The sequence below is a fragment of the Wohlfahrtiimonas populi genome (assembly GCF_002006795.1).
GTDB lineage: Bacteria > Pseudomonadota > Gammaproteobacteria > Cardiobacteriales > Wohlfahrtiimonadaceae > Wohlfahrtiimonas > Wohlfahrtiimonas populi.
Map to the genome: position 1 here is coordinate 245,757 of NZ_MVDN01000003.1, position 23,532 is coordinate 269,288.

22 protein-coding genes are annotated in these 23,532 nt (G+C 38.2%); 14 read left to right on the top strand and 8 right to left on the bottom strand.

Annotated elements, in window-relative coordinates:
* Positions 1-46: 46 nt before the first annotated feature.
* From mutS to BZK16_RS05555, 3 genes are all read left to right on the top strand, one after another.
* Positions 47-2,620 carry a DNA mismatch repair protein MutS gene (gene mutS, locus BZK16_RS05545; protein ID WP_077927905.1) on the top strand — a complete coding sequence of 858 codons (2,574 nt, stop codon included), beginning with the start codon at positions 47-49 and terminating at the stop codon, positions 2,618-2,620.
* A gap of 191 nt (positions 2,621-2,811) precedes the next feature.
* On the top strand, positions 2,812-3,990 hold the full coding sequence (locus tag BZK16_RS05550; protein ID WP_077927906.1) for a M20 aminoacylase family protein: 1,179 nt from the start codon (positions 2,812-2,814) through the stop codon (positions 3,988-3,990).
* Positions 3,991-4,093: 103 nt separating this feature from the next.
* Positions 4,094-4,345 (top strand): glutaredoxin family protein, encoded by a 252-nt coding sequence (locus tag BZK16_RS05555; RefSeq protein ID WP_077927907.1) that lies wholly within the window; start codon positions 4,094-4,096, stop codon positions 4,343-4,345.
* On the opposite strand, the gene BZK16_RS05560 is transcribed toward BZK16_RS05555, so the two are convergent.
* On the bottom strand, positions 4,323-4,988 hold the full coding sequence (locus BZK16_RS05560; RefSeq protein WP_077927908.1) for a 2'-5' RNA ligase family protein: 666 nt from the start codon (positions 4,986-4,988) through the stop codon (positions 4,323-4,325). The genes BZK16_RS05555 and BZK16_RS05560 overlap by 23 nt on opposite strands.
* Before the next feature lie 83 nt (positions 4,989-5,071).
* Here BZK16_RS05560 and BZK16_RS05565 point away from each other — a divergent pair, with 83 nt between their 5' ends.
* Together BZK16_RS05565 and BZK16_RS05570 are read left to right on the top strand one after the other, a co-directional pair.
* Entirely contained in the window at positions 5,072-5,509 is a 438-nt protein-coding gene (locus tag BZK16_RS05565; RefSeq protein WP_077927909.1) for a MarR family winged helix-turn-helix transcriptional regulator, read from the top strand.
* On the top strand, positions 5,506-6,711 hold the full coding sequence (locus BZK16_RS05570) for an MFS transporter (RefSeq protein ID WP_077927910.1): 1,206 nt from the start codon (positions 5,506-5,508) through the stop codon (positions 6,709-6,711). The genes BZK16_RS05565 and BZK16_RS05570 overlap by 4 nt, the downstream gene beginning before the upstream one ends.
* A 60-nt stretch (positions 6,712-6,771) precedes the next feature.
* Here the strand turns inward: BZK16_RS05570 and BZK16_RS05575 are convergent, their stop codons facing one another.
* Entirely contained in the window at positions 6,772-8,133 is a 1,362-nt protein-coding gene (locus BZK16_RS05575) for an MATE family efflux transporter (protein WP_077927911.1), read from the bottom strand.
* A 132-nt stretch (positions 8,134-8,265) separates the two neighbouring features.
* Between BZK16_RS05575 and BZK16_RS05580 the strand changes: the two genes are divergently transcribed.
* The 5 genes from BZK16_RS05580 to BZK16_RS05600 all read left to right on the top strand — a co-directional run bounded on the left by BZK16_RS05580 (position 8,266) and on the right by BZK16_RS05600 (position 14,338).
* Complete coding sequence (locus tag BZK16_RS05580) at positions 8,266-8,742, top strand: hypothetical protein (protein ID WP_077927912.1); 477 nt, start codon at positions 8,266-8,268, stop codon at positions 8,740-8,742.
* Positions 8,743-9,005: 263 nt separating this feature from the next.
* Positions 9,006-11,273: a formate C-acetyltransferase gene (gene pflB, locus BZK16_RS05585; RefSeq protein ID WP_077927913.1), complete on the top strand. Its 2,268-nt coding sequence runs from the start codon at positions 9,006-9,008 to the stop codon at positions 11,271-11,273.
* 68 nt (positions 11,274-11,341) lie between these two features.
* Positions 11,342-12,004: a hypothetical protein gene (locus BZK16_RS05590; protein WP_143691139.1), complete on the top strand. Its 663-nt coding sequence runs from the start codon at positions 11,342-11,344 to the stop codon at positions 12,002-12,004.
* Positions 12,005-12,030: 26 nt separating this feature from the next.
* The gene (gene pflA, locus BZK16_RS05595; protein ID WP_077927915.1) at positions 12,031-12,903 is read left to right on the top strand and encodes a pyruvate formate-lyase-activating protein; all 873 of its coding nucleotides are present in this window, start codon (positions 12,031-12,033) and stop codon (positions 12,901-12,903) included.
* 31 nt (positions 12,904-12,934) lie between these two features.
* Positions 12,935-14,338: an alanine/glycine:cation symporter family protein gene (locus BZK16_RS05600; RefSeq protein ID WP_077927916.1), complete on the top strand. Its 1,404-nt coding sequence runs from the start codon at positions 12,935-12,937 to the stop codon at positions 14,336-14,338.
* A gap of 52 nt (positions 14,339-14,390) precedes the next feature.
* Here BZK16_RS05600 and BZK16_RS05605 read toward each other — a convergent pair whose 3' ends face one another.
* Positions 14,391-15,713 (bottom strand): DKNYY domain-containing protein, encoded by a 1,323-nt coding sequence (locus BZK16_RS05605; RefSeq protein ID WP_077927917.1) that lies wholly within the window; start codon positions 15,711-15,713, stop codon positions 14,391-14,393.
* Between the two features lie 99 nt (positions 15,714-15,812).
* Here BZK16_RS05605 and BZK16_RS05610 point away from each other — a divergent pair, with 99 nt between their 5' ends.
* Both BZK16_RS05610 and BZK16_RS05615 read left to right on the top strand, forming a co-directional pair.
* The gene (locus tag BZK16_RS05610) at positions 15,813-16,115 is read left to right on the top strand and encodes a hypothetical protein (protein ID WP_077927918.1); all 303 of its coding nucleotides are present in this window, start codon (positions 15,813-15,815) and stop codon (positions 16,113-16,115) included.
* A gap of 87 nt (positions 16,116-16,202) precedes the next feature.
* Positions 16,203-16,472, top strand: a complete 270-nt coding sequence (locus tag BZK16_RS05615; protein WP_077927919.1) for a hypothetical protein — start codon at positions 16,203-16,205, stop codon at positions 16,470-16,472.
* 42 nt (positions 16,473-16,514) lie between these two features.
* On the opposite strand, the gene BZK16_RS05620 is transcribed toward BZK16_RS05615, so the two are convergent.
* Positions 16,515-16,889: a hemerythrin domain-containing protein gene (locus BZK16_RS05620; protein ID WP_077927920.1), complete on the bottom strand. Its 375-nt coding sequence runs from the start codon at positions 16,887-16,889 to the stop codon at positions 16,515-16,517.
* A 2-nt stretch (positions 16,890-16,891) separates the two neighbouring features.
* Positions 16,892-18,547, bottom strand: a complete 1,656-nt coding sequence (locus BZK16_RS05625; protein WP_077927921.1) for a formate--tetrahydrofolate ligase — start codon at positions 18,545-18,547, stop codon at positions 16,892-16,894.
* Positions 18,548-18,915: 368 nt separating this feature from the next.
* Between BZK16_RS05625 and BZK16_RS05630 the strand changes: the two genes are divergently transcribed.
* Positions 18,916-20,244, top strand: coding sequence for a cytochrome ubiquinol oxidase subunit I (locus BZK16_RS05630; protein WP_077927951.1), 1,329 nt, complete (start codon positions 18,916-18,918; stop codon positions 20,242-20,244).
* A gap of 2 nt (positions 20,245-20,246) precedes the next feature.
* The gene (locus BZK16_RS05635) at positions 20,247-21,257 is read left to right on the top strand and encodes a cytochrome d ubiquinol oxidase subunit II (RefSeq protein ID WP_233145206.1); all 1,011 of its coding nucleotides are present in this window, start codon (positions 20,247-20,249) and stop codon (positions 21,255-21,257) included.
* Between the two features lie 146 nt (positions 21,258-21,403).
* On the opposite strand, the gene purU is transcribed toward BZK16_RS05635, so the two are convergent.
* The 3 genes from purU to BZK16_RS05650 form a co-directional block, all read right to left on the bottom strand.
* Positions 21,404-22,252 carry a formyltetrahydrofolate deformylase gene (gene purU, locus BZK16_RS05640; RefSeq protein WP_077927923.1) on the bottom strand — a complete coding sequence of 283 codons (849 nt, stop codon included), beginning with the start codon at positions 22,250-22,252 and terminating at the stop codon, positions 21,404-21,406.
* Positions 22,253-22,393: 141 nt separating this feature from the next.
* Positions 22,394-22,819, bottom strand: a complete 426-nt coding sequence (locus BZK16_RS05645; RefSeq protein ID WP_077927924.1) for an ExbD/TolR family protein — start codon at positions 22,817-22,819, stop codon at positions 22,394-22,396.
* Between the two features lie 9 nt (positions 22,820-22,828).
* Complete coding sequence (locus BZK16_RS05650; protein WP_077927925.1) at positions 22,829-23,509, bottom strand: MotA/TolQ/ExbB proton channel family protein; 681 nt, start codon at positions 23,507-23,509, stop codon at positions 22,829-22,831.
* Between the last annotated feature and the right edge of the window lie 23 nt (positions 23,510-23,532).

Consider the following 23,532-nt stretch of genomic DNA (forward strand, 5'->3'; position numbering starts at 1 on the left):
ATTTCAGTGAAGTTTCACGCATTAAAATATTTTTAGAGCACATTCAATGAAAAAACCAGAGAATCCAACAACTCATACGCCAATGATGCAACAGTATTTAAGCATCAAATCATCTTACCCAAACATGCTATTGTTCTATCGCATGGGGGATTTTTATGAACTATTTTTTGATGATGCGAAACGAGCTGCGAAACTTCTTGATATTACATTGACTGCTCGCGGACAATCCGCAGGCGAACCCATTCCAATGGCAGGGATTCCACATCATGCAGCTGAAAGCTATTTAGCAAAGCTTGTGCGTGCAGGTGTTTCTGTTGCCATTTGCGAACAAGTGGGAGAAACACCTGCAAAAGGTCCTGTGAATCGTGAAGTTGTGCGCGTATTAACGCCAGGTACATTGACCGATGAATATTTACTCGATACGAAAAAAGACAACCAAGTGGCAGCCATTGCTTTTGCTGATGAGAAATGGCTATTGTCATGGTTAGATTTATCCAGTGCGCGCTTTATGTTGACTGATCCTTTATCAGAATCAGAACTTTTATCAGAATTAATCCGCTTACAACCTTCTGAACTCATTGCGCCTGAAGAACTATCCATTCCTGAATCTATTTCAAGAATGACGATCGTGCAAAAATATCCAGATTGGCATTTTGATTTAGCCCGCAATGCAGAAAAATTATTGAGCCATTTTAAATTAAACTCATTACAAGGCGTTGGTTTAACGAATGATGCGTTGCCAATTATGGCAGCAGGTGCATTGCTCACTTATGCCAAAGAAACACAAAAAAGTGAATTAGAACACATCACCACCTTGCACATTGAACACATTGATGATGCTTTGATTTTAGATACAACAACCCGAAAAAATCTAGAAATTGAGCGCACATTAAGTGGTGGCAGCGATCATACTTTAAGAAGCTTAATTGACCATTGCCAAACACCAATGGGTTCACGCTTGTTATCACGTTGGCTCAATCGCCCACTGCGTGATCAACACATTTTGAATCAACGTTTAGATCTAACGGAAAGCGTAGAACATTATGTCACTACTTTAAAGCCATTATTGAAGCAAATTTCTGATATTGAGCGTTTAACCACAAGAATTTCACTCAAATCAGCACGCCCACGCGATATGATTCAATTGAAAGAGAGCTTAAAACAAATACCTGAACTTGCAAATATTATTCATCAATCAGATAAAATCCAAGTGATTAACCCTGATTGGTTACAGGATTTAGTGGCACATCCTGAATTGGTTGATTTGCTTGAGCGCGCAATTGTGGATGAACCACCTGTGTTGATTCGTGATGGTGGCGTGATTCGTAAAGGCTATAATACAGAATTAGATGATTTACTCGCACTCAATCACGAAGGTAAAAACTTCCTTCTACAATTGGAAGAAGATCAAAAGAAACTCACAGGCATTAACCAATTAAAAGTGGGTTATAACCGCGTGCATGGTTACTATATTGAAGTACCAACACAATTTGCAGATCAAATGCCCACTGAATATGTGCGTCGCCAAACCTTGAAAGGCGTTGAGCGCTATATCACACCTGATTTAAAACAGTTCGAAAACAAAATTCTCCATGCAAAAGAGAATGCTTTATCACTGGAAAAACAGCTATGGGATCAATTGTTAGATCAACTGATTCCACATGTCACAGCACTTCGCTTATTAAGCGATGCCATTGCTCACGTGGATATTTTCACTAACTTCTGCACACTCAAAAACTCTTTGAATTGGCATCGCCCACAATTCAGCAATAACATTGGCATTGAAATCACCAACGGTCGTCACCCTATTGTAGAATCTACAATTTCACATCCATTCATTGCGAATAGTACATCATTAACACCTAGCCAACGCATGCAAATTGTGACTGGGCCAAATATGGGCGGTAAATCCACTTATATGCGCCAAACAGCATTGATCACCCTGCTCGCTTATATTGGCTCTTTTGTACCTGCGGATGCTGCAATTTTGGGCCCTGTGGATCGTATTTTCACACGAATTGGTGCACAAGATGATCTATCATCTGGACAATCCACATTCATGGTGGAAATGTTAGAAACTGCGACAATCCTCCATTATGCAACAGCTAAAAGCTTAGTATTGATGGATGAAGTTGGGCGCGGTACATCCACATTGGATGGTCTATCTTTGGCTTGGAGTGCTGCTGTTTATCTCACAACGCAATTGAAAGCACTCACAATTTTTGCAACCCATTACTTTGAAATGACAGAGCTTGAAAACCTCTATCCTGAAATTGTGAACTTGCATTTGGATGCTGTAGAACACAAAGATCAAATCATCTTTATGCATGCTGTGAAAAAAGGCGCAGCTTCCAAAAGCTATGGCTTACAAGTGGCAGCACTCGCTGGCATCCCACCTAAAGTCATTGAAATGGCAAAAGGTAAATTGCATGAACTGGAACATTCATTTGCAGCAGCCACAACACAACATGCAAAAGCAGAGCCACAAGTGCAAACACAGTTATCACTGTTCACAGAATCCATTCACCCTGTGGTTGAGCATTTAAAATCAGTCAACATTAACAACTTAACGCCAAGAGATGCTTTAAACCTATTGTATGACTTACAAGATAAACTGTAATTTACCTAAAACTTAATAGCATCCTTCTCGAAATGAAGGGTACTAAAAAGCTAGCCAATCTTAAAGCCAAGATCATAAATCTTGGCTTTTTATTTTTAATCATATATGTAAACCATGTTTCATTTGAAAACCTGCCATGAGCATGCTAGATTCAAATGCATCATCTATCACGATTCACCCTAGGAGAAATCATGCTTCAACACAATGTATTATTGGGCATTGCTGCACTCAAAGATGAAATGATTGCCATTCGCCACCAGATCCATAGCAACCCTGAATTAAGCTTTGAAGAAGAACGAACAAGCAATTTAGTTGCATCCCTTTTAGAACAATATGGCTATCAAGTCACACGTGGGATTGCGAAAACTGGCGTTGTTGGGCAACTTAAAAATGGTGATGGCCCAAGCATTGGTCTACGTGCGGATATGGATGCTTTACCCATTCATGAAGCAACAAGTTTATCCTATGCCAGCCAAAACCACGGCAAAATGCACGCATGTGGTCATGATGGCCATACAGCAACATTACTAACAGCCGCACGCTATTTAGCAGCAAATAGAGATCTTTTTAAAGGCACAATTAATGTCATTTTCCAACCTGCGGAAGAAGGTTATGCAGGCGCTGAAAAGATGGTGCAAGAAGGATTATTTGAAAAATTCCCGTGTGATGCAATCTTTGGCTTTCATAACTGGCCAGGTTTTGAAGCAGGCCATTTTGGTTTCCATGCTGGCCCAAGCATGGCTTCAGCAGATACTGTTAAAATCACAATTGAAGGCAAAGGCGGGCATGGTGCAATGCCACATTTAAGTGTAGATCCTGTCGTTGTAGCATCTTCTATCATTATGGCACTACAAACAATTGTTGCACGCAATGTGAATCCCTTAGAAACAACCATCATCACAGCAGGCACAATTCATGCAGGCTCAGCGAGCAATATCATTCCCAATGAAGCTCACATGGAATTAACTGTGCGTAATCTAAATCCTGATGTTCAAGATATTGTGGAACAACGCATCAAAGATACTGTTGAATATCAAGCCAAAAGTTATGGTGCTACAGCTAAGGCTGAATACATTCGCGATTATCCATTACTCACTAATTCAGAGAAAGAAACCGCTTTTGCTGAAAAAGTTGGTCGTGAATTTTTGGGTGATGATTACATCATCAATGATTTTAAACCTATCACAGCCAGTGAAGATTTTGCCTTTATGCTACAAAAAGTTCCTGGCTGCTACGTCTTCGTGGGCAATGGTTTAGATGGTGCTCAAGGCTGTTCTCTACACAATGCACATTATGATTTTAATGATGAGATATTGCCTGTTGTTGCATCCTATTGGGTGAAATTGGTGGAAGCTTATTTAAAACCTTAAGATTAGCTGTAGCGCTCTTCTTTTTTTATGGTATTGTACTAAAGCGCTAAAAGCCTTGATCATAGGCGATCAAGGCGAAGTTTTAAATGTGAGGTCATAAAAAATGTTAGACAATACAACCACTTCACCAATTTTGCTGTATGGCACCAGCGATTGTCACTTATGTGAAGAAGCCATGGATATTCTCAAAGAAAATCATATTCCTTATGAGTTTATTGACATCGCACACGACAATAATCTTGTAGAACAATTGGGCTGGTTTATTCCAGTGATCAAGCTACAAGAAGAAATGATCAAAAGCCCGATTGATTGGGCATCTGTATTACCAAAGATCAAAGCGACTCTGGATATTTAATCACAGATTGATCCAATAAATTAATCATAAGCTCGTCCTTCAATTGCCCACCTGAAACCGTTGGCGCATAAGAAACGAGCTTTATTGCATTAAAACGTAGCAAAACATCCTTTTGAACTTCAAATTGCTTTAACTCTCGCAAAATCAAATCTGTTGGCCATTCATCGTTGTATAAACCCACTGTCACATGTGGAAAATAATCATAATTCTCTTCAAAGTGATCTCGCTTGCTCAATTGATCATTTAATTGCGTTAAATTCCCCTGAATGTCCAATACTTCAAAACCTGGCGCAATGGCATAACTGATTAAAATATTGCGAATGGCAGCTTCTATCGTATTCAATTTCAATGATAAAATCTGTTCGATATCTTTCTCAATCGCATCCAAGCAATAGTCATCACAATATTGCTTTTCAGATGACAAAAACCCACAAGGCGCCAATGTAATGTGCGGTTTACGCACATAAGTTGAAATCAAATAAGGTGATAAATGGTGCTGTGCTTCTCGGTAGCGCTGTAGAAATAGATCATCATCCAACTCAAGCACCCACACAGCATATTTGGATCGACCTTTATGCCAATCATAAAAATCGCCCTGCAATGGTCCATATGTTTTGGAATACTTCAGCAATTCTGAATACATTCATTGATCTCTAAAAATTTTGTCAAAAGAATAAGTTTGGGTATATACTGATTTCCCCAATTTAGTTAACCAAGCTAACCATTATGTCACAACTGCCAAATTTCCGTATTGCTTTGATTCGCTCAGCACGATTATTCAGCGATGAAATCAATACACTACTAGAACCTTATCAGCTAAATTTCTCATTATGGCAAGCCTTATATGCCATTCATCAAAAAAAAGAGTGCACTTCAATCGAGATCGCAGAAGAGCTCAATGTTTCCAAGCCATCCATCACAAAGCGCATGCAAGCACTTGAGAAACTCCAGCTGATTCAACCTTTACCCAGCATTGATAAACGCCAGAAATTATTCTGTTTATCCAATGAAGGTCACAAGCTCTATCAAATATGTGCCAACCAAATTGATGCGTTAGAAGAAAATTTACTCTCAGCTTTTGCTGAATCAGACACGGAACAAACACAACATCTATTAACCCAATTAATAGCTACCTTGCAACAAAGAAAAATGGAACAAAAATGAATACTGAGAAACAACCCTTATGGACACAAAACTTTATCTTAATCAGCGCAATCAATTTCCAAATCGTATTAATTTTCTATCTACTCATCATTGTGATCGTGAGCTACTCTACTGAAAAATTGGGTGCAAGCACAGCACAAGCAGGCTTAGTTTCTGGCATATTCATCGTTGGTATTTTAATTGGCCGATTGATTGTGAGCCGATTACTGAAAAAATTAGGGCGAAAAACAACATTATTGATTGGCCTGACAGGTTTCTTATTAAGCTCAGGCTTATATTTTTTGAATGTAGATGTTGTATTTCTTTCTCTTGTGAGATTCACTCACGGCTTTATGCTCGGCATTGCAGCGACAGTATTGGGTACAATCATCGCTCAGATCATTCCACTCACAAGACGCGGTGAAGGCATTGGCTACTACAGCATGAGCGCAACATTAGGCACAGCCATTGGCCCATTTCTCGCCATTTGGTTGATGGAACATATTCAATATCAATCTATTTTCATGATTTCAAGTGCCATTACTTTTTGCTGTTTAATCACAACTTTTGTCCTAAAAATACCTGAGTTACCTGCTCAAAATTCAGATGTACAAGCACATAAAGAAGCACCTAAAAACTCATGGATCTCAGAGTTTATCGAAAAAAGTGCATTACCCATTTCTCTAGTCATGTTGTTAGTTGCGATCTGTTATTCATCAGTTTTATCGTTCATCAATTTCTATGCTAAGGAGATCAATCTATTGCCTGCGGCTTCATTTTTCTTTTTAACATTTGCAGTTGCCATATTGCTTTCACGCCCATTTACAGGCCCTTTAATGGATCGTAAAGGTGAAAATATTGTCATCTTGCCTGCATTTATTTTCATGACCTTGGCATTGTATTTATTGAGCCAAGCACACAGCTCATTTATGTTATTACTGAGCGCATTTTTTATGGGCTTAGGCTTTGGAAATATTCAATCCATTTGCCAAACCATTGCTTTGAAAAATGTCCCCTTAGAAAGAATGGGCTTAGCCACTTCCACATTCTTTATCTTTTTAGAAGCAGGTTTAGGCTTTGGGCCATTCTTCTTAGGTAAATCACTCGATTATATTAGTTACTCTCAGCTTTATGGCTATAGCGCTGTAGCGATAATATTTTGCATCGTGGTTTATTTTATTCTGCATGGCTATCAATCGATGTTTGGTAAACCTCTGCATTAATATATCAATATCCAATACAAACATCCCGCCAAATAGGCGGGATAGTTTTATGATTAATAATTAATGTGTGTGTTCTATATTTAAACGCTTTGCTTCCCATTTACGTGATTTCCAACGCCAAGCATTCACTAAGCCGCGCACCCATTCATCACATAAGAAACCGATCCAAATACCGATCAATCCCATTTCTAATACGAAGCCGAAGAAATAGCCCACAGGAATTGCCAAACCCCACATGAAAACTAATGCTGCATAAAATGGGAACTTTGCATCGCCTGTTGCACGAAGTGCATTCACCATCACAATATTTTGCGTACGCCCCACTTCCAATAAAATGGACAAACCAAAAAGTGGTAACAATAAATTCGTGATAATAGGATCAACTGTAAAACGTTCCACAATCAAATGGCGAGCAAAATAAAACACAACCACCACAGCAAATGTCACAAGCATGCCTGTTCTTAAGCTTTTAAAGGTTCGCTTATAGGCATCATCGAATCTCGATGCGCCCACTAAATGCCCGACTAAAATTTCATTACCAATACCAATTGCTAAAGCAAATAGCATCAACATATAAGATAATTGCAAATAGATATTGTGTGCAGCCAATGCATCTTCACCCATTTTGCCCACGAACGCGAGCATCACAAGCATTTGTGCTGTCCAAGATAAGTTTTCACCTGCTGATGGCAAGCCAATTTTTAGAATTTGCTTCAATATATTTTTATGGAATTGGAAGAACATGCGCCATTCCAATTTAACTTTAATGCCATAAAACAATAGATAAAACAGCAAAGCAACGCCGATCATTCTGCCCAATAATGTTGATAATGCAACGCCATGCAATCCCATTTGTGGGAAGCCAAATAAGCCATGCAACACAAATATATTACCCACAACCGTGACAATGTTCATGATCAATGAAACATACATTGGCGCTTTCGAATAGCCATAAACACGCAAACATGACGCTAAAATAATCGCCACAGCTTCAAAGATTAAACAGATACCAATGATATGGAAATAATCATAAGCCATATCCAAAATGGTGACTGGCGTATTCATCACTTCTAATAAAGGACGACCAAAGAACCAAATGGCTAAAAACGTCACAAATCCTAATAATAAGTTTAATGTAATGGATAAGTGAATCGCTTTACGCGTGACTTCTCGATTGCCAGCACCCAAATATTGCGCCACCACAATACTACAACCCACACCGATGAAGTTAAGAATCGCAACACTCGTTTCAAAAAACTGATTACTTGCAGCCGTTGCAGCCACCATTTGCATTGAAACATGGCTGATCATCCAAGTATTGATCAACAACGTGACAAGATGTAAGAAAATATCAATGAAGATCGGCCAGCTAATTGAAAAAAGCGACTTCTCTGCCACGATGTTAGTTTGAGATGATGACATAAATTTTGACTGAGCTAAAAAGGCGCATTATATACTGTTAAAGTATGTTTCAAAAGCATTCTTTCATAAGCTTTAATGGTATAATTGGGGTATTCACATCACAATACATTTTAATGTCATAAAGGAAGAAAAATGAGTGAAGTAAAATCACGCCCTAATATCTTTTTAACCGCCATTGGTTGGCTATTTTTGGTAATTGTCAGCTTTGTGATCTCTCGCCCATCGCTGTTGTTTCCAATCTCATTCATTCCTGTGATCACAATTCTTTTATGTTATTCACTCTATTCAGAGTATCCAGAATTTAGAAGAATCGCTTTAGGCATTGGTGCTTTATCCTTTATCTTCAGTGCATTCACATTATTGTCATCCTCATATATGGAGACATTACCTAGCAATTTATTAGAACTAGAGTTCAATTATGGCTTTATGGTGATTCTCACAACATGGTTATTTGTCGTAATCAGCGGATTCATCACAACACTATTCATTCTAGTGAAAGTGGTTCGCCGTCACTCTTCTGCTATGCTTTTGTTTTTAGCGAACTTTATTATATTTTTAGCAGGATTTTATTTCCTTCGTTGGGCAATCCCTTATATGTTGCAAGGTTAATAATTTTCTGAAACAATAATGCAGTAACAAAGGAGATAATGAAAGATTATCTCCTTCAAAATAACAATAAACAGTAAGTTTACAATAATAAACATTACTTAAAAATAAAGTTGCGTAAAGTAAATATAATTCACAATAAAATTGCGTGCATGTAGTAATTTCAACACTAAAATAGAAATTTTTTTGATAAAACTAGCTTATAATATAAACAAGTTAATAAGTTTCCCTACAACAACAATTTATACCTTTAATTAGGAGTTATTATGAAAACAAATAATACACAAAACATCGCTAACTTTGACCTTGCATGGCGTGACTTTAAAGGCACTGATTGGAAAGAAAAAGTTGATGTGCGTGACTTTATACAAAATAACTATACACCGTATGAAGGCGATGACTCTTTCTTAGCAGGTCCAACAGCAAGAACAGAACAATTGTGGAAAGAATTATCAACATTATTAGCCAAAGAACGTGCTTGCCCTGGCGGTGTTTTAGATGTTGCAGATAACGTAGGTTCTCGCATCGATGCATTTGGCCCAGGCTACATTAATAAAGATTTAGAAAAAATTGTGGGCGTGCAAACAGATGCACCTTTAAAACGCGGCTTATTCCCAAACAGTGGCTTCCGTTTAGTTGCAAACTCACTGGAAGAAATTGGTCGTACAATCAATCCTGAATTGGAAGATATCTATACGCATTATCGTAAAGATCACAATGCGGCAACATTTGATATGTATAACTCAGTGATCCGTGCTTGCCGTTCTTCTGGTGTTATTACAGGTTTACCAGATGCTTATGGCCGTGGTCGTATCATTGGTGACTATCGCCGTGTTGCATTATATGGTGTGGATTTCTTAATCAAAGCAAAAGAAGCTGAAAAAGCTGAAACTGATCACTGGGAATTCAACGAAGATACTTTACGTTTACGTGAAGAGATGTCTGAACAAATTCGTGCAATGGGCGAATTGAAAATGATGGCGATGTCTTATGGCTTTGACATCGGTCGCCCTGCTGAAACAGCACAAGAAGCAATCCAATGGACATACTTTGCATACTTAGCAGCAACTAAAGAACAAAATGGTGCTGCAATGTCATTCGGCCGTGTATCCACATTCTTGGATGTGTACATTGAGCGCGATATGAAAGCAGGTAAATTAACAGAATCAGAAGCACAAGAATTGATCGATGATTTGGTGATCAAATTACGTATCATCCGATTCTTACGTACTGAAGATTACAACCAATTATTCTCAGGCGATCCAACTTGGGTAACTGAATCAATCGGCGGTATGGGCAAAGATGGTCGTACATTAGTGTCTAAAAACAGCTTCCGTTTCTTACACACTTTATACAACTTAGGACCAGCACCAGAGCCAAACTTAACAGTTTTATGGTCAACACAATTACCTAAAGGCTTCAAAGATTTCTGCTCTAAAGTTTCCATTGAAACAAGTGCAATTCAATATGAATCAGATGATTTGATGATGCCAAAATGGGGCGATGATTACGGTATTGCATGCTGTGTATCTGCAATGGCGATCGGTAAGCAAATGCAGTTCTTCGGTGCTCGCGCTAACTTAGCAAAAGCATTGTTATATGCAATCAACGGCGGTGTGGATGAAAAATCAGGCAAATTAGTTGCACATGGTTTTGATGCAATCACTGACGATGTTTTAACATACGATAAAGTGATGCCAGCTTACGACAAAATGATGGATTGGTTGGCAGAAACTTATGTGAAAGCATTGAATGCTATCCACTATTCACATGATCGTTATGCTTATGAACGCATCGAAATGGCACTGCATGATCGTGATATTCTGCGCACAATGGCTTGTGGTATTGCTGGTTTATCAGTGGCTGCGGACTCATTGGCTGCAATCAAATATGCAAAAGTTAAACCTGTGCGTAATGCTGAAGGTGTCGCAATTGACTTTGAAATCGAAGGTGAATTCCCTGCTTACGGTAACAACGATGAACGTGCAGATGACATTGCCGTCATGTTAACTGAATCTTTCATGAATAAAGTGAAAGCTCAGAAAACTTACCGTAATTCAGTGCCAACACAATCAGTATTAACCATCACTTCGAACGTTGTGTACGGCAAGAAAACTGGTAATACGCCAGATGGCCGCCGTGATGGCGAACCATTTGCACCGGGCGCGAACCCAATGAATGGCCGTGACACTTCAGGCTTTGTGGCAGCGGGTGCTTCAGTTGCTAAAATCCCTTATGAAGCAGCACTCGATGGCATCAGCTGGACTGCATCAGCAACACCAGGCGCTTTGGGTAATACATTGGCAGATCGCGTGAATAACTTATCTAACTGTTTAGATGGCTACTGCGGTGCAGATGGCTTCCACATCAACGTGAACGTATTTGATCGTGATACATTGGTAGATGCAATGAATCATCCTGAAAAATACCCACAATTGACAGTGCGTGTATCAGGTTATGCGGTTAACTTCATCAAGTTAACAAAAGAGCAACAAATGGACGTTATTAATCGTACCTTCCACATGAAAGCATAATATACTGATCCAAGTATAAATATGGGGCATACTACGGTATGCCCTTTTTAAAATCTTACAGTTACAATATGACTAAAACATTCAAGTTTACTGATAAAACAGATTATATTTTTTATTTATCTGAATTAATTTCTGATTTACTGCAAAAAACTAGCAGGCTCGAGAAATATGACTCTCAAATTAATGATCTTATTGCATTAAATCACCATAACAAAATAATTCAAGCTGACATATATGAAGAAATGAGTGACAAAACTTGCAGAATATTTCAATATCTATTCAATTTACTTGGAGATGAAAGCAAAAAAGCAGTTTCATATAAAAAGTTTCGTAAAATTTTATTCAAAAATCAAAAAAATATTGGTATCACATTGGATGAATTACCACAAAATGAGATAGAGATCTTGGGGAGATTTCATACCTTAAGAACTTGGAGTCTACATATACCAGAATCTTTATTTATTCAAAAAAAGGAATTTTTTCAATTAGATTCAGAATTTATAAAACAATATCAAGATAAAATCCCTGTACCAATATATAGAAATTTTGAAATAAAGTTTCTTATAGAATTACACAATGAAGTACAAACTGTACTTCATCATGCTCTATATATATTAAATAGGATGAAAAAAGATTATTCTATCCTCATAGCACAATCTGTACAGATAGAATATGAAATCAATGAAGTTAAACCGTATGCATTTATGACTGTCGTTAAAAATTCACAATAACACAAACTCTTAGAGCTATAACTGATATGCAGAAACTCCCTATTCCCACCATTTCCCTTGCTGAGCTTGAGAAGCTTGATTTCGACAGTGTCATAAAACCAGCTGGCGTGATCGCGCCTGTTGTCATCAATGAAGATAATAAACTCTCAGGCTTCGTTCACTCCATCGAAACTGGTGCTGCTGTGGATGGTCCTGGTGTTCGCTTTGTGATGTTCAGCGCAGGTTGCCAATTCCGCTGTTTATATTGCCATAATCCCGATACTTGGAAATTGCATAACGGTAAGCTCAAAACTGTTGATGAAATTGCCACTGAAATCGGTAAATATGCACGCTTCTTAAAATTTGCAGGCGGTGTAACATTTTCAGGTGGCGAACCTTTAATGCAAGCCAACTTTATTGGTGAAATTGCTTATCGTGTAAAGCAAGACTATAACTTGCACATTGCACTCGATACACAAGGCTTTTTAGCCGCACATTTAGATGATGCATGGTTTGATAACATTGATCTTGTGATGCTGGATATTAAGCATATTGATCCTGAAAAATACCAAGCTTTAACCGCGCAACCTTTACAACCTACATTAGACTTTGCTCACCGTTTAGTCAAAATGGGTAAACCAATGTGGATTCGTTATGTATTAGTGCCAGGGTTAACGGATAATCTAGAAGATGTCGAAAAACATGCGCAATTTGTAAAATCATTACAAGATGATGGCATTGCATTGCATGGCAAAAAACTCATCGAACGTATAGAAGTGTTACCTTTTCATAACCTAGGTGAATCCAAGTGGCAAGAACTGAATTTGAAGTATACGCTCTCTGAAACTGAACCTCCTTCGCCGGAATTTGTAAAAATCATAAAAGAAATATATAAAAAATATGGGCTACCTGCTGTATAGTTATGCAGTTTTTATATTTTAAGGATTGTTCATGAGCATCATCAATTGGCTAACAGGACCTTTTAATAGCTTTATTTGGTCCTATATTCTCATCATTGGTTTATTGGCATTAGGATTCTATTTCACATTCCGCACTAACTTTGTGCAAATCCGCTTATTCAAGCAAATGCTTAAATTGACGGTTGAAAAGAACCCAGGCTCACAAGGTGTTTCAGCTTTCCAAGCATTCACGATCAGTGCTGCAAGCCGTGTTGGCACAGGTAATATCGCAGGTGTTGCATTAGCAATCGCAGTTGGTGGACCGGGTGCAGTATTTTGGATGTGGTTAATTGCCATCATCGGCATGGCGACTGCTTTCATCGAAAGTACATTGGCACAGGTTTATAAAGTTAAAGATGGCGATACATTCCGCGGTGGCCCTGCTTACTACATGGAAAAAGCATTAGGCTTACGTAAACTTGGTGTTGTATTTGCTGTGCTTTTAGCAATCACATTTGGCTTCATCTTCAACTCTGTACAATCCAATACAATTGCCCATTCATTTGCTTCTGCTTTTGGCTTTGATTACACAGCTGTTGGCGTTGCGTTAGTAGTATTAACAGCAATCATCATCTTTGGTGGTGTTAAAAGAATCGTCAGCTTCACGCAAGTGATCGTCCCTGTGATGGCAGTTTTCTACATTGGTTTAGCGATCTATGTTTTAGCAACCAACATCACTAAAGTGCCTGAAATGTTCATGTTGATCGTGACAAATGCTTTCGGCTTTAATGAAATCGTAGGCGGTGGCATTGGCGCTGCAATCATGCAAGGTGTTCGTCGCGGTCTATTTTCGAATGAAGCTGGCATGGGCTCTGTGCCAAATGCTGCTGCGGCTGCAAACGTAACGCATCCTGCTAAGCAAGGCTTAGTACAAAGCTTGGGCGTATTCTTTGACACAATCATGGTGTGTTCTGCGACTGCATTCATCATATTATTATCTGGCTTATATACAAATGTAACACCAGAAACAACAGGCGTTGTATTGACTCAAAACTCATTGGCAGGTCAATTGGGTAACTGGGCGCAATACTTCGTAGCAATTGCCGTAATGTTCTTCGCATTCAGCTCCATCATTGGTAACTATTACTATGGTGAAACGAACATCGAATTCATCAATGGCAACAAAATCATGCTATTAGTTTATCGTTTAGTTGTATTGGCGATGGTAATGTTTGGCGCGATGATCAACATGCAATTAGCATGGGATTTAGCGGATGTGTTCATGGGCTTAATGACGATCATTAACCTTGTGATCATCTTCAAACTCAGCAAAATCGCATTTGCTGTAAGTGATGACTTCAACAAGCAATTAAAAGAAGGTAAAGATCCTGTATTTAAAGCATCCAGCATCAAAGGCTTAAAAAATACAGAATGCTGGGGCGATGGAGAGAAGTAATCTTCCCTAACCTCCAAAACAAATAAAAGCCCATGAAAATGGGCTTTGTGCTTTAATTTTCTATTAATTTTTCAAGCGTCGATCTTAATAATATTTGATAACGATCTCTTACTCGAAGATCGGACAATAAAACAAAGGTTTCAACATCTATACTTTTTATTACTTTATCATTTAAATACACATTATTTTTATCACGAAAATATTCATGATAAGTCCTATGAGAATGATTTGCACCAATATATTCAAATGTTAATGGGTCAGCACCCTTAAGAACTTTTCCATCATAATAAACATGTTTATCATCCAATGATATTTTAGAATCAAATAAAAAATAAAATTGATTTTGATACCATAAAAATTTATTGTCACAATTAGCTAAATATTGTTGTCCCGACGCTTGGCGATTGGACACAGACAAGCTAGCTTTATGTTCTGTCACAGTATCACAATTAACTCGACCATCTCCTTTATAGCAACCTTGGCTATCTTTAAAAAGTGAAACGCCATCCATTTCTACTCTTTGGAATGTATCAATATCAGCATCCATTATTGTAAAAATATATTTATTATTGCCAGATTTCCTTTCATGATAATAAATAGTGGAATCATCACGAAAATAGTTTCCTGCAATATACTTGGTTTGTATATTTGGCAGTTTTAAATGAATTAACAAATCATAATCTAAATAATAATATTCCCCTAAATACTTAAAATATCCATATTCTAAATAAATTAAATCCTTAACACTCGTTATACCTTGATTTTGTAAATTAATCTTCTGTATCGATATGCCACCATGCATCCCATGAAATATTTGGTACAAATTATTCGTATCTTGCCCAAATCCAGAGCCGAGTACAAAAAAAGATTCAGCATCAGAATCTTCTAGTTGCTCACCTACATAAAATACATACCGATCATCTTTATAAAAAGAGCCTTGTATATGTTTAAAATATTTAGGATTTGCGCCTTCAATAACCTTTCCTGCTAGATATACCCTAGTGGCATCCTTGGCATATCTATCATCATTTGGATCCAATAATTCAAAAGTTAAAGGATCTGCACCTACAATTCTAAATATTTCATAATAGACAGAATTACTATCTAAAGAGTATTGACTTTCTCCTATCACTTTAAAATTTTTAGGATCAGCAGAATATAATTTATGCCCACGATAGTAAACATTTGAGTCATCCTGACTAAAGTTCTTATAAATTAGCTCACACTTATTATTAGGGCTTTCGTTTGCTAGCACTAACATAGTGGGCACTAATAAAATATTCATACATAAGAAAAAATTTATTATCTTCATAATTTTAAAATGTTTTTTTATAAGGGCTCTATTATACTCATCATTTGATGAAAATAGTTCCATTGATATCTAATTCAAATGCCATAAGCCTTTAGAAAAATAAAAACATGCTGTATCCTTAGCCACAATAAAAATGACTATGAAAATATTATTAGGTACAAAATGCTGATCACTTTAATTATTACTTTGATTCTATTTGCAGTTTTAATTCTGCTGAAACTATCCATTGTTATGGCTTCTATCATTGCATTAATCTTTGCAGTGATTCTCTATATCATCATCCAATCATTTAAATCGCCCTCTAGTACAGGCAATTATGATGATGGTTATTATCACCATCATTCCAACACAAATGATCGTGATGATGACGATGATCGTGATGATAATGACAATCGCTGTGATCACGGTTCCGACTCATCAAGCTCAGATGATTCTTCTTGCGATAGCGGAAGCAGTGATGATTAAAATCAACTATATCTTTTATCTATCACAATAAAAACCACAGAATCTTATAATAGAAATCAAATATCCAATTAATGATAAGGAATGACAATGGATCAAAAACCTAATATCTACGGCACATTGAGCATTTGGATATCAATCATTTCTATCATATTGATGTGTAGCTTGTTATCCCTCAATAGCAAGTTATTTACTGTGGGATTATTTGGCATCGCCATTAGTAGTATTTTATCGATCATTGGGCTATTTCAACACAATAAGAGGCCTGCAATTGCAGGCGCGATCATTAATGCAGTTGTGCTCGTCATCATTATATTCTTCTTTGTGGTATTCATTCCCATTGCTGTGCCCTATTCTTAGCAATCACCACATAATCAAAAAGCCCCTTTCGGGGCTTTTTGATTATTGCTCTTCGAGTTGCAGCCAATAATCCTGAATCACTTGAAATAGCTCTTGTTCCTCAAAGCGTGAATGGCTTGTGAGCAAAGCACCAAATGCTTTCACATCTTCCAAAGTCAATTCAGATTGATGGAGATAACGTCTCAATTTTTTATGATCATCTTCAAAGCGATCAATGACAGATTGATCCCCAATGCGATGCATAATGCCCAATAAATCTGTTTCTTCTTCAGCAAAATGATTCAATAACATGCCTTTAGCTTTTTTGATCTCTTTGATTAATAGTGCCAAATCATCACTATTTTTGATCAATAAACCCAATTTTAAAGCGCTGTGGTGTTCTCTTGAAAACTCGACCAACCTAGGATCTCTTTTCATAATTATAACCCTATAATATTGCCATTCTCATCGATATCGATGTTGCGATATGCAGGATTTAATCCCAATCCTGGCATCGTCATCACATCGCCTAATAACACTTTAATGAATCCTGCCCCTTTTGCCAACTGTAATGTTTTCACAGGCAAAATAAATGGCGCTGGTACATTTTTAACTTTCGAATCATGGCTGATGGATGCTGGCGTTTTAGCAATACAGATTGGTAAATTACCATAACCTTCTGTTTCCAATTTTTGTAAAATCGCCATTGCTTCAGGTGAATAATCCACTTCTGTTGCACCATAAGTGCTTGCTACCGCAAGAACTTTATCTTGTAGGCTTAACTCATCACCATATAACAATTGTGCCTTGTGATCGCCCTCACACGCTTTCACGATTCTTTCTGCCAATGTCCTTGCACCTTTGCCACCTTCTGCATAAGCATTGCTGATTTCACAATCCACAGCACCATTTTCTAATGCAAAGGATCTAATGAATGCTAATTCTTCCACTGTATCATTCGGGAATGCATTAATGGCAACAATCACCGGCAAACCATAGCGCTTCGCATTGTGAATGTGCCAGCCTAAGTTGCGCGCGCCACATTCGAGCATTTCCATCGCTGTTGGGTTTTCTGTCACACAATTCGCTTTGATACTTTTCACTGTGCTCACAACTACAATGCAAGAAGGATAAACACCGCTTGTGCGTGCTTTGATATTGAAGAATTTTTCCATGCCCATATCAGAGCCAAAGCCTGCTTCTGTCACAACATAATCAGACAATGACAAAGCAATATCATCCGCAATAATGGAAGAGTTGCCATGCGCAATATTCGCAAAAGGCCCTGCATGAATGATCACTGGTGTATTTTCCACCGTTTGCATTAAAGTTGGCTCGATCGCTTTTTGTAAAATCGCTGTCATCGCACCTGCAACTTCTAAATCTTCTGCGGTGATCTCTTTGCCATTCACATCGTAAGCTAAAACAACTTTGCCGATGCGCTGCCTTAAATCCTGTATATTTTTGCTGAGCGCTAGGATCGCCATCAATTCAGATGCTGCTGTGATATCAAATGCTGCAGGGTGAACATTTTCTAAGTTCTCTGCCATTTTCCCCACGTAAATTTCACGCAGTGCACGATCATTATGATCCACAACGCGTGGCCAAACGATGGCATTTTTATCAATGTTTAAACGTTGCAATCCGCTTTTCTCTGTGAAGCGATCACGTAAGCGATTCTCATGAAATAAGCGTGCATCTAAAGCCGCTGATGCTAAGTTATGTGCTGAAGTTAATGCATGAATATCACCTGTTAAATGGAGATTCAATTGCTCCATTGGCACAACTTCCGCTTGCCCACCGCCAGCTGCGCCACCTTTTTGACCAAATACAGGGCCTAAGCTTGGCTGACGAATACATGCAATTGCTTTTTCACCAATGTAATTCAAAGCTTCACTGATGCCAATTGTGGTTACAGTTTTACCTTCACCTTGTGGTGTTGGGGTTGTACTAGTAACGAGGATGAGTTTGCCTTGTTTGGCTGTAGGATCAATGCTTTTTAGGCTAATTTTGGCGGCATATTTACCATGGGATGTTAAATAATCTGAAGACAGATTAATTTTTGTAGCAATTTCTTCAATCGGCAGTAACTTCATTCGTTGCCCTCAGGGATAATGGAAAAATGCGCTGTTACTATAGCAATATCACCATAAAAATAAACCCGAATTAGGTCAAATAATTGAATATTTTACGAATTCAAATACAATGTTTATAGAGCGTGATTATGATCATGGAATGCCTTTTTAATTTTGATATTTTCTGACTAATGTCTAAAAAGTCATTTTTCATTTGAATTTTTATACTCGATTGAGTGATTTTTTGCTAAATATTGTTCATGGGCAAATATTAAATAGCCAAAAAATCAAGCAGTTATAAAAAATGTGCGTTTTCTAACCTTAATAATTGTAAAAAAACTCCTATAATAAAGGCCCATTTTACTCCCCAATAAAAAGGCACACCAATGATGGAACTCGATCCGATAGTTATGGCGCGGATTCAATTCGCCATTAACATTACATTCCATATCATCTTCCCAAGCATCAATATTGCTCTCGCTTGGATTCTCTTATTTTTTAAACTACGTTACCAGAAAACACAAGATCAATCTTGGCTCAACGCATATAACTTCTGGGTTAAGATCTTCGCACTAAGCTTCGCAATCGGTGTTGTAACTGGTGTAACGATGAGCTTCCAATTCGGTACAAACTGGCCGGGCTATATGGAAACCGTTGGCAACATTGCAGGTCCATTATTAGGTTATGAAGTGTTAACTGCCTTCTTCCTAGAGGCGACATTCTTGGGCGTTATGCTATTTGGTCAAAAACGTGTATCACAACGTGCTCATAACATTGCAACTGCACTTGTCGCAATCGGCACAACATTCTCCGCTTTCTGGATCATTGCATTGAACTCTTGGATGCAAACGCCAGCAGGCTTTGAAATGATTGATGGCAAAGCACATGTAACAAGCTGGATGGAAGTGATCTTCAACCCAAGCTTTGTGACTCGTTTAGCGCACATGCTATTGGCATCAGGTTTAACAGCAGCATTCATCGTTGCAGGTATCTCTGCATACAAAGTGATGAAAGGCGATAAATCTAAAGGCACAAAAAATGCAATGCACGTTGGTGTAATTGTTGGTGCAATCCTAATTCCATTACAAATCTTCATTGGTGATGCTTCGGGCTTATTGGTACTGAAACATCAGCCAGATAAATTAGCAGCAATCGAAGCAATTTGGGAAACTGAACAACCAGCAGCATTGACATTGTTTGCTCTGCCAAATCCTGAAACACGCACAAATGATTTCTCAGTTGCTATCCCACATTTAGGTAGCTTGATCTTAACCCACAGCTGGGACGGTGAAATTAAAGGTTTGAATGAATTTGATGTTCATCCTCCTGTTGCACCTGTATTCTTTAGCTTCCGTATCATGGTTGGCATTGGTTTCTTAATGTTGTTTGCATCTTGGGTTGGTGTTTTCCAATTATGGCGCAAGAAAGAGATCTCAACTTGGATGCATAAAGTATTATTCGGCATGACATTCTCAGGTTGGATCGCTGTGATCGCTGGCTGGTATGTGACTGAAATCGGTCGTCAACCTTGGATCGTTTATGGCTTATTGAAAACATCTGATGCGGTTGCACCACATGGCCCGACAGTCATGATCACATCTTTAACAATGTATATCTTGTTGTACGCGTTCTTATTGGTAAGCTACTTATCTGTAGTGTTTTACATGACCAATAAAGATGTTAAAAACAACATTGAAGCAGCTAAACAAGGAGCATAATCATGGATGCAGCTACACTCTTACCCATCATCTTTGCTGGCTTAATGGCAGTTGCGGTATTCTTCTACATCATTTTCGATGGTTATGACTTAGGCGTTGGCTTACTATTCCCATTTGTGAAAGAACGTGCTGATCGCGATGCGATGGTGGCAACAATTGACCCATTCTGGGATGCGAATGAAACTTGGATCGTATTGGGCGTAGGCGTTTTATTCATTGCCTTCCCTCAAGCTTATGGCGATATCCTTGTGACACTTTATATCCCAACAGCAACAATGCTCGGTGGCTTAATTTTACGTGGTTGTGCTTTTGACTTCCGTAATACAGCGAAAATTGAAAAGCAAGCAATGTGGGATAAATTATTCTGCGTGGGTTCTTACATCGCAACAATGTCACAAGGCGTAATGATCGGCTTATATGTTATGGGCTTAGAACAAAACTTGATGACTTGGAGCTTTGCAATCTTAACAGGCATTGCAGTGTGTTTCGGTTACGCATTATTGGGCTCAGCTTGGTTGATTTTTAAAGCTAAAGATCACATCCGCCAAATGGCAATCAAAGCAATCCGTAACAGCATTTTCCTAGCATTCTTAGCGATCATCTTAGTTTCTATTGCAACACCATTCACAAACTCAGCAGTTTATGACAAATGGTTCACAATGCCGAATATGTTGTATTTAGCGCCAGTACCATTAGCGTGTGTTGCATTGGCTGCGATCATCTTTGTGATGTTACCAAAAATCGCGAAAGACAATACATACAAGCACGATTGGGTTCCATACTTATGTGCTGTATTAATCGTATTGTGTTCTTTCATCGGTTTTGGTTACAGCGTATTCCCTGACATCATCTTAGGTAAATTGACAATCTGGGAAGCAACAGCAGCACCAGCATCGTTAGAATTTACGTTATGGGGCGTTGGCTTAGTATTACCATTGATCTTGATCTACACATTCTATGTGCACCGCATCTTCAGAGGTAAAATTGAGCACCATGATCACGAAGGTTATTAATTCCTGATCGTGATTCAAATGCTTATTAATTCCCTGCTTTCGCAGGGAATTTTTTATTTCTAATAAAATTCAGGCAATAAAAAATCCTGCTAATTTAAGCAGGATTTTTATTTATATCTATTCTAAATATCTAAACTTAAATAGATTTAAAACACAACTGTATGGTTACCGTGAACCAATACACGATCTTCAATGTGATGACGTAAGCCACGTGCTAATACAACGCGCTCAATATCACGTCCTAAGCGGATCATATCTTGTACATTATCTGCATGAGAAATTCTTGTCACATCTTGCTCGATGATTGGGCCTGCATCTAAATCTTGTGTCACATAATGGCACGTTGCACCAATCAATTTAACACCGCGTTGCGCTGCTTGATGATAAGGGCGCGCACCCACAAATGATGGCAAGAAGCTGTGATGAATATTGATGATTTGATGCTTATAACGCTCGCATAAATCTGGCGGAATGATCTGCATATAGCGTGCCAATACGATTGTATCTGCTTTAAGCTCTTCAATTAAACCATTCACTTGGCTAAAACTTTCTGTTTTATTCAAAGGATTCACTGGCACATGGAAATATGGCACTTTATACCATTCAACCAAGCTTCTTAAATCATCATGGTTAGAAATTACGCCCACAATGTCACAATCCAATTCATTTGTATGCCAACGAGATAATAGATCCACTAAACAGTGAGAATCTTTACTCGCCATTAATACTACGCGTTTTTTAACTGCTGTATCTGAGATTTTCCACTTCATGTTGAACTGCTCTGCGATCGGAGCAAAGCGCTCTTTGAACTCTTCTAAGCCAAACGGTAAAGATTGAGCCTGAATCTCATGACGCATAAAGAAATAGCCGCTGCCAAAGTCCGAGTGATGATTTGCTTCTGTGATCCAACCGCCATGCTCAGCGATAAATCCACTGATCCCCGCGACGATTCCCACTCCATCTGGACATGACATTGTTAAACGATATGCATTCATGATTTCCTCTTGCCTAAAAATTTGATAATCTTAGAACAATATCAGATTTAAACTGATATACAAAAAATAAATAAAAAAAGAAGATTCCGAAGAATCTTCAAAGTGCAGGGAGCTGTATAAATTGAAATTATTTGAGTGTGGTTACTCTTGAAGCGTTGTTGTAAAGCCAATCTTCGAAAGGCCCACTCTTTTAATTTCAATTAATGTTTTGGCAACTGTATCGTATGGAACGCTCTCATCAATGTTCAACTGAATGATCGGCTCTTGCTCTGCTGAATTGTTTTTAATCGTATTCAATTCTGCATGCAAAGTTTCCATTGCTACGGCTGTTTTGTTCAATAAAATCTCACCATCTTTGGTGATCTCAATAATTTGTGGCTTTTGTTTCTGTTCTACTGGAACTGCAATGTCTGATGTTTTGGGTAAAGACAAATTCACAGACTGTGTAACCATTGGTGCTGTGATGATAAAAATCACCAATAACACCAACATGACATCGATTAAAGGCACCATATTGATTTCAGCATTCTCAGTATGTACACCTTCTCTGATTCTTCCTAATGCCATGTGAACCTCCTATCGCTTTTGTGTGCCGCCAAGCACAGTAATCAGCTCAAATGCGAATGTATCTAAACGGCCTAATGCAACTCTATTTCTACGTGTTAGCCAGTTGTAAGCCATCACAGCAGGGATTGCGACAGCTAAACCAATGCCTGTCATAATCAATGCTTCACCCACTGGGCCTGCAACTTTATCAATTGTGCCTGCACCTGTTGCACTGATGGTAATGAGCGCATGATAAATACCCCAAACTGTACCAAATAGCCCAACAAATGGTGCTGTTGCTGCAATTGTTGCCAATACTGATAAACCATTTTCTTTGGTCATCTGAATTTCATCGAGTGCTGTTCTTAATGTCACTGTCAAAAAGTCTGTGAATGATGTTGATTCTAATAAAGGAATATCACCGCTTTCTTTATAAAAATGGATCGCATCCACGCCTTTTCTCGTCAATACTGAATAATCCACACCGCTAATTCTATCTGCAACCTCTGAAACTTCTTGTACTGTTTTGGCTTGCCTAAATGCTTTGAAAAAACGTGCAACTTTCTGTCTTCTCATCATGCCTTCAAAAAACTTGATGACAATGATGCTCCATGAAATGAGCGACATCAAAACTAATATTGCCAATAGCGACTTACTTAATAGATCCGATTGTGCAATAAAATGCGTAAAACCAATGTTACCTGCGTCCATTATTTTCCCTTATTAACTTTATA

Coding starts and splice junctions, on each gene's coding strand:
- mutS (WP_077927905.1), top strand. CDS start 47: ATGAAAAAACCAGAGAATCCAACAACTCATACGCCAATGATGCAACAG.
- BZK16_RS05550 (WP_077927906.1), top strand. CDS start 2,812: ATGCTTCAACACAATGTATTATTGGGCATTGCTGCACTCAAAGATGAA.
- BZK16_RS05555 (WP_077927907.1), top strand. CDS start 4,094: ATGTTAGACAATACAACCACTTCACCAATTTTGCTGTATGGCACCAGC.
- BZK16_RS05560 (WP_077927908.1), bottom strand. CDS start 4,988: ATGTATTCAGAATTGCTGAAGTATTCCAAAACATATGGACCATTGCAG.
- BZK16_RS05565 (WP_077927909.1), top strand. CDS start 5,072: ATGTCACAACTGCCAAATTTCCGTATTGCTTTGATTCGCTCAGCACGA.
- BZK16_RS05570 (WP_077927910.1), top strand. CDS start 5,506: ATGAATACTGAGAAACAACCCTTATGGACACAAAACTTTATCTTAATC.
- BZK16_RS05575 (WP_077927911.1), bottom strand. CDS start 8,133: ATGTCATCATCTCAAACTAACATCGTGGCAGAGAAGTCGCTTTTTTCA.
- BZK16_RS05580 (WP_077927912.1), top strand. CDS start 8,266: ATGAGTGAAGTAAAATCACGCCCTAATATCTTTTTAACCGCCATTGGT.
- pflB (WP_077927913.1), top strand. CDS start 9,006: ATGAAAACAAATAATACACAAAACATCGCTAACTTTGACCTTGCATGG.
- BZK16_RS05590 (WP_143691139.1), top strand. CDS start 11,342: ATGACTAAAACATTCAAGTTTACTGATAAAACAGATTATATTTTTTAT.
- pflA (WP_077927915.1), top strand. CDS start 12,031: ATGCAGAAACTCCCTATTCCCACCATTTCCCTTGCTGAGCTTGAGAAG.
- BZK16_RS05600 (WP_077927916.1), top strand. CDS start 12,935: ATGAGCATCATCAATTGGCTAACAGGACCTTTTAATAGCTTTATTTGG.
- BZK16_RS05605 (WP_077927917.1), bottom strand. CDS start 15,713: ATGGAACTATTTTCATCAAATGATGAGTATAATAGAGCCCTTATAAAA.
- BZK16_RS05610 (WP_077927918.1), top strand. CDS start 15,813: ATGCTGATCACTTTAATTATTACTTTGATTCTATTTGCAGTTTTAATT.
- BZK16_RS05615 (WP_077927919.1), top strand. CDS start 16,203: ATGGATCAAAAACCTAATATCTACGGCACATTGAGCATTTGGATATCA.
- BZK16_RS05620 (WP_077927920.1), bottom strand. CDS start 16,889: ATGAAAAGAGATCCTAGGTTGGTCGAGTTTTCAAGAGAACACCACAGC.
- BZK16_RS05625 (WP_077927921.1), bottom strand. CDS start 18,547: ATGAAGTTACTGCCGATTGAAGAAATTGCTACAAAAATTAATCTGTCT.
- BZK16_RS05630 (WP_077927951.1), top strand. CDS start 18,916: ATGGAACTCGATCCGATAGTTATGGCGCGGATTCAATTCGCCATTAAC.
- BZK16_RS05635 (WP_233145206.1), top strand. CDS start 20,247: ATGGATGCAGCTACACTCTTACCCATCATCTTTGCTGGCTTAATGGCA.
- purU (WP_077927923.1), bottom strand. CDS start 22,252: ATGAATGCATATCGTTTAACAATGTCATGTCCAGATGGAGTGGGAATC.
- BZK16_RS05645 (WP_077927924.1), bottom strand. CDS start 22,819: ATGGCATTAGGAAGAATCAGAGAAGGTGTACATACTGAGAATGCTGAA.
- BZK16_RS05650 (WP_077927925.1), bottom strand. CDS start 23,509: ATGGACGCAGGTAACATTGGTTTTACGCATTTTATTGCACAATCGGAT.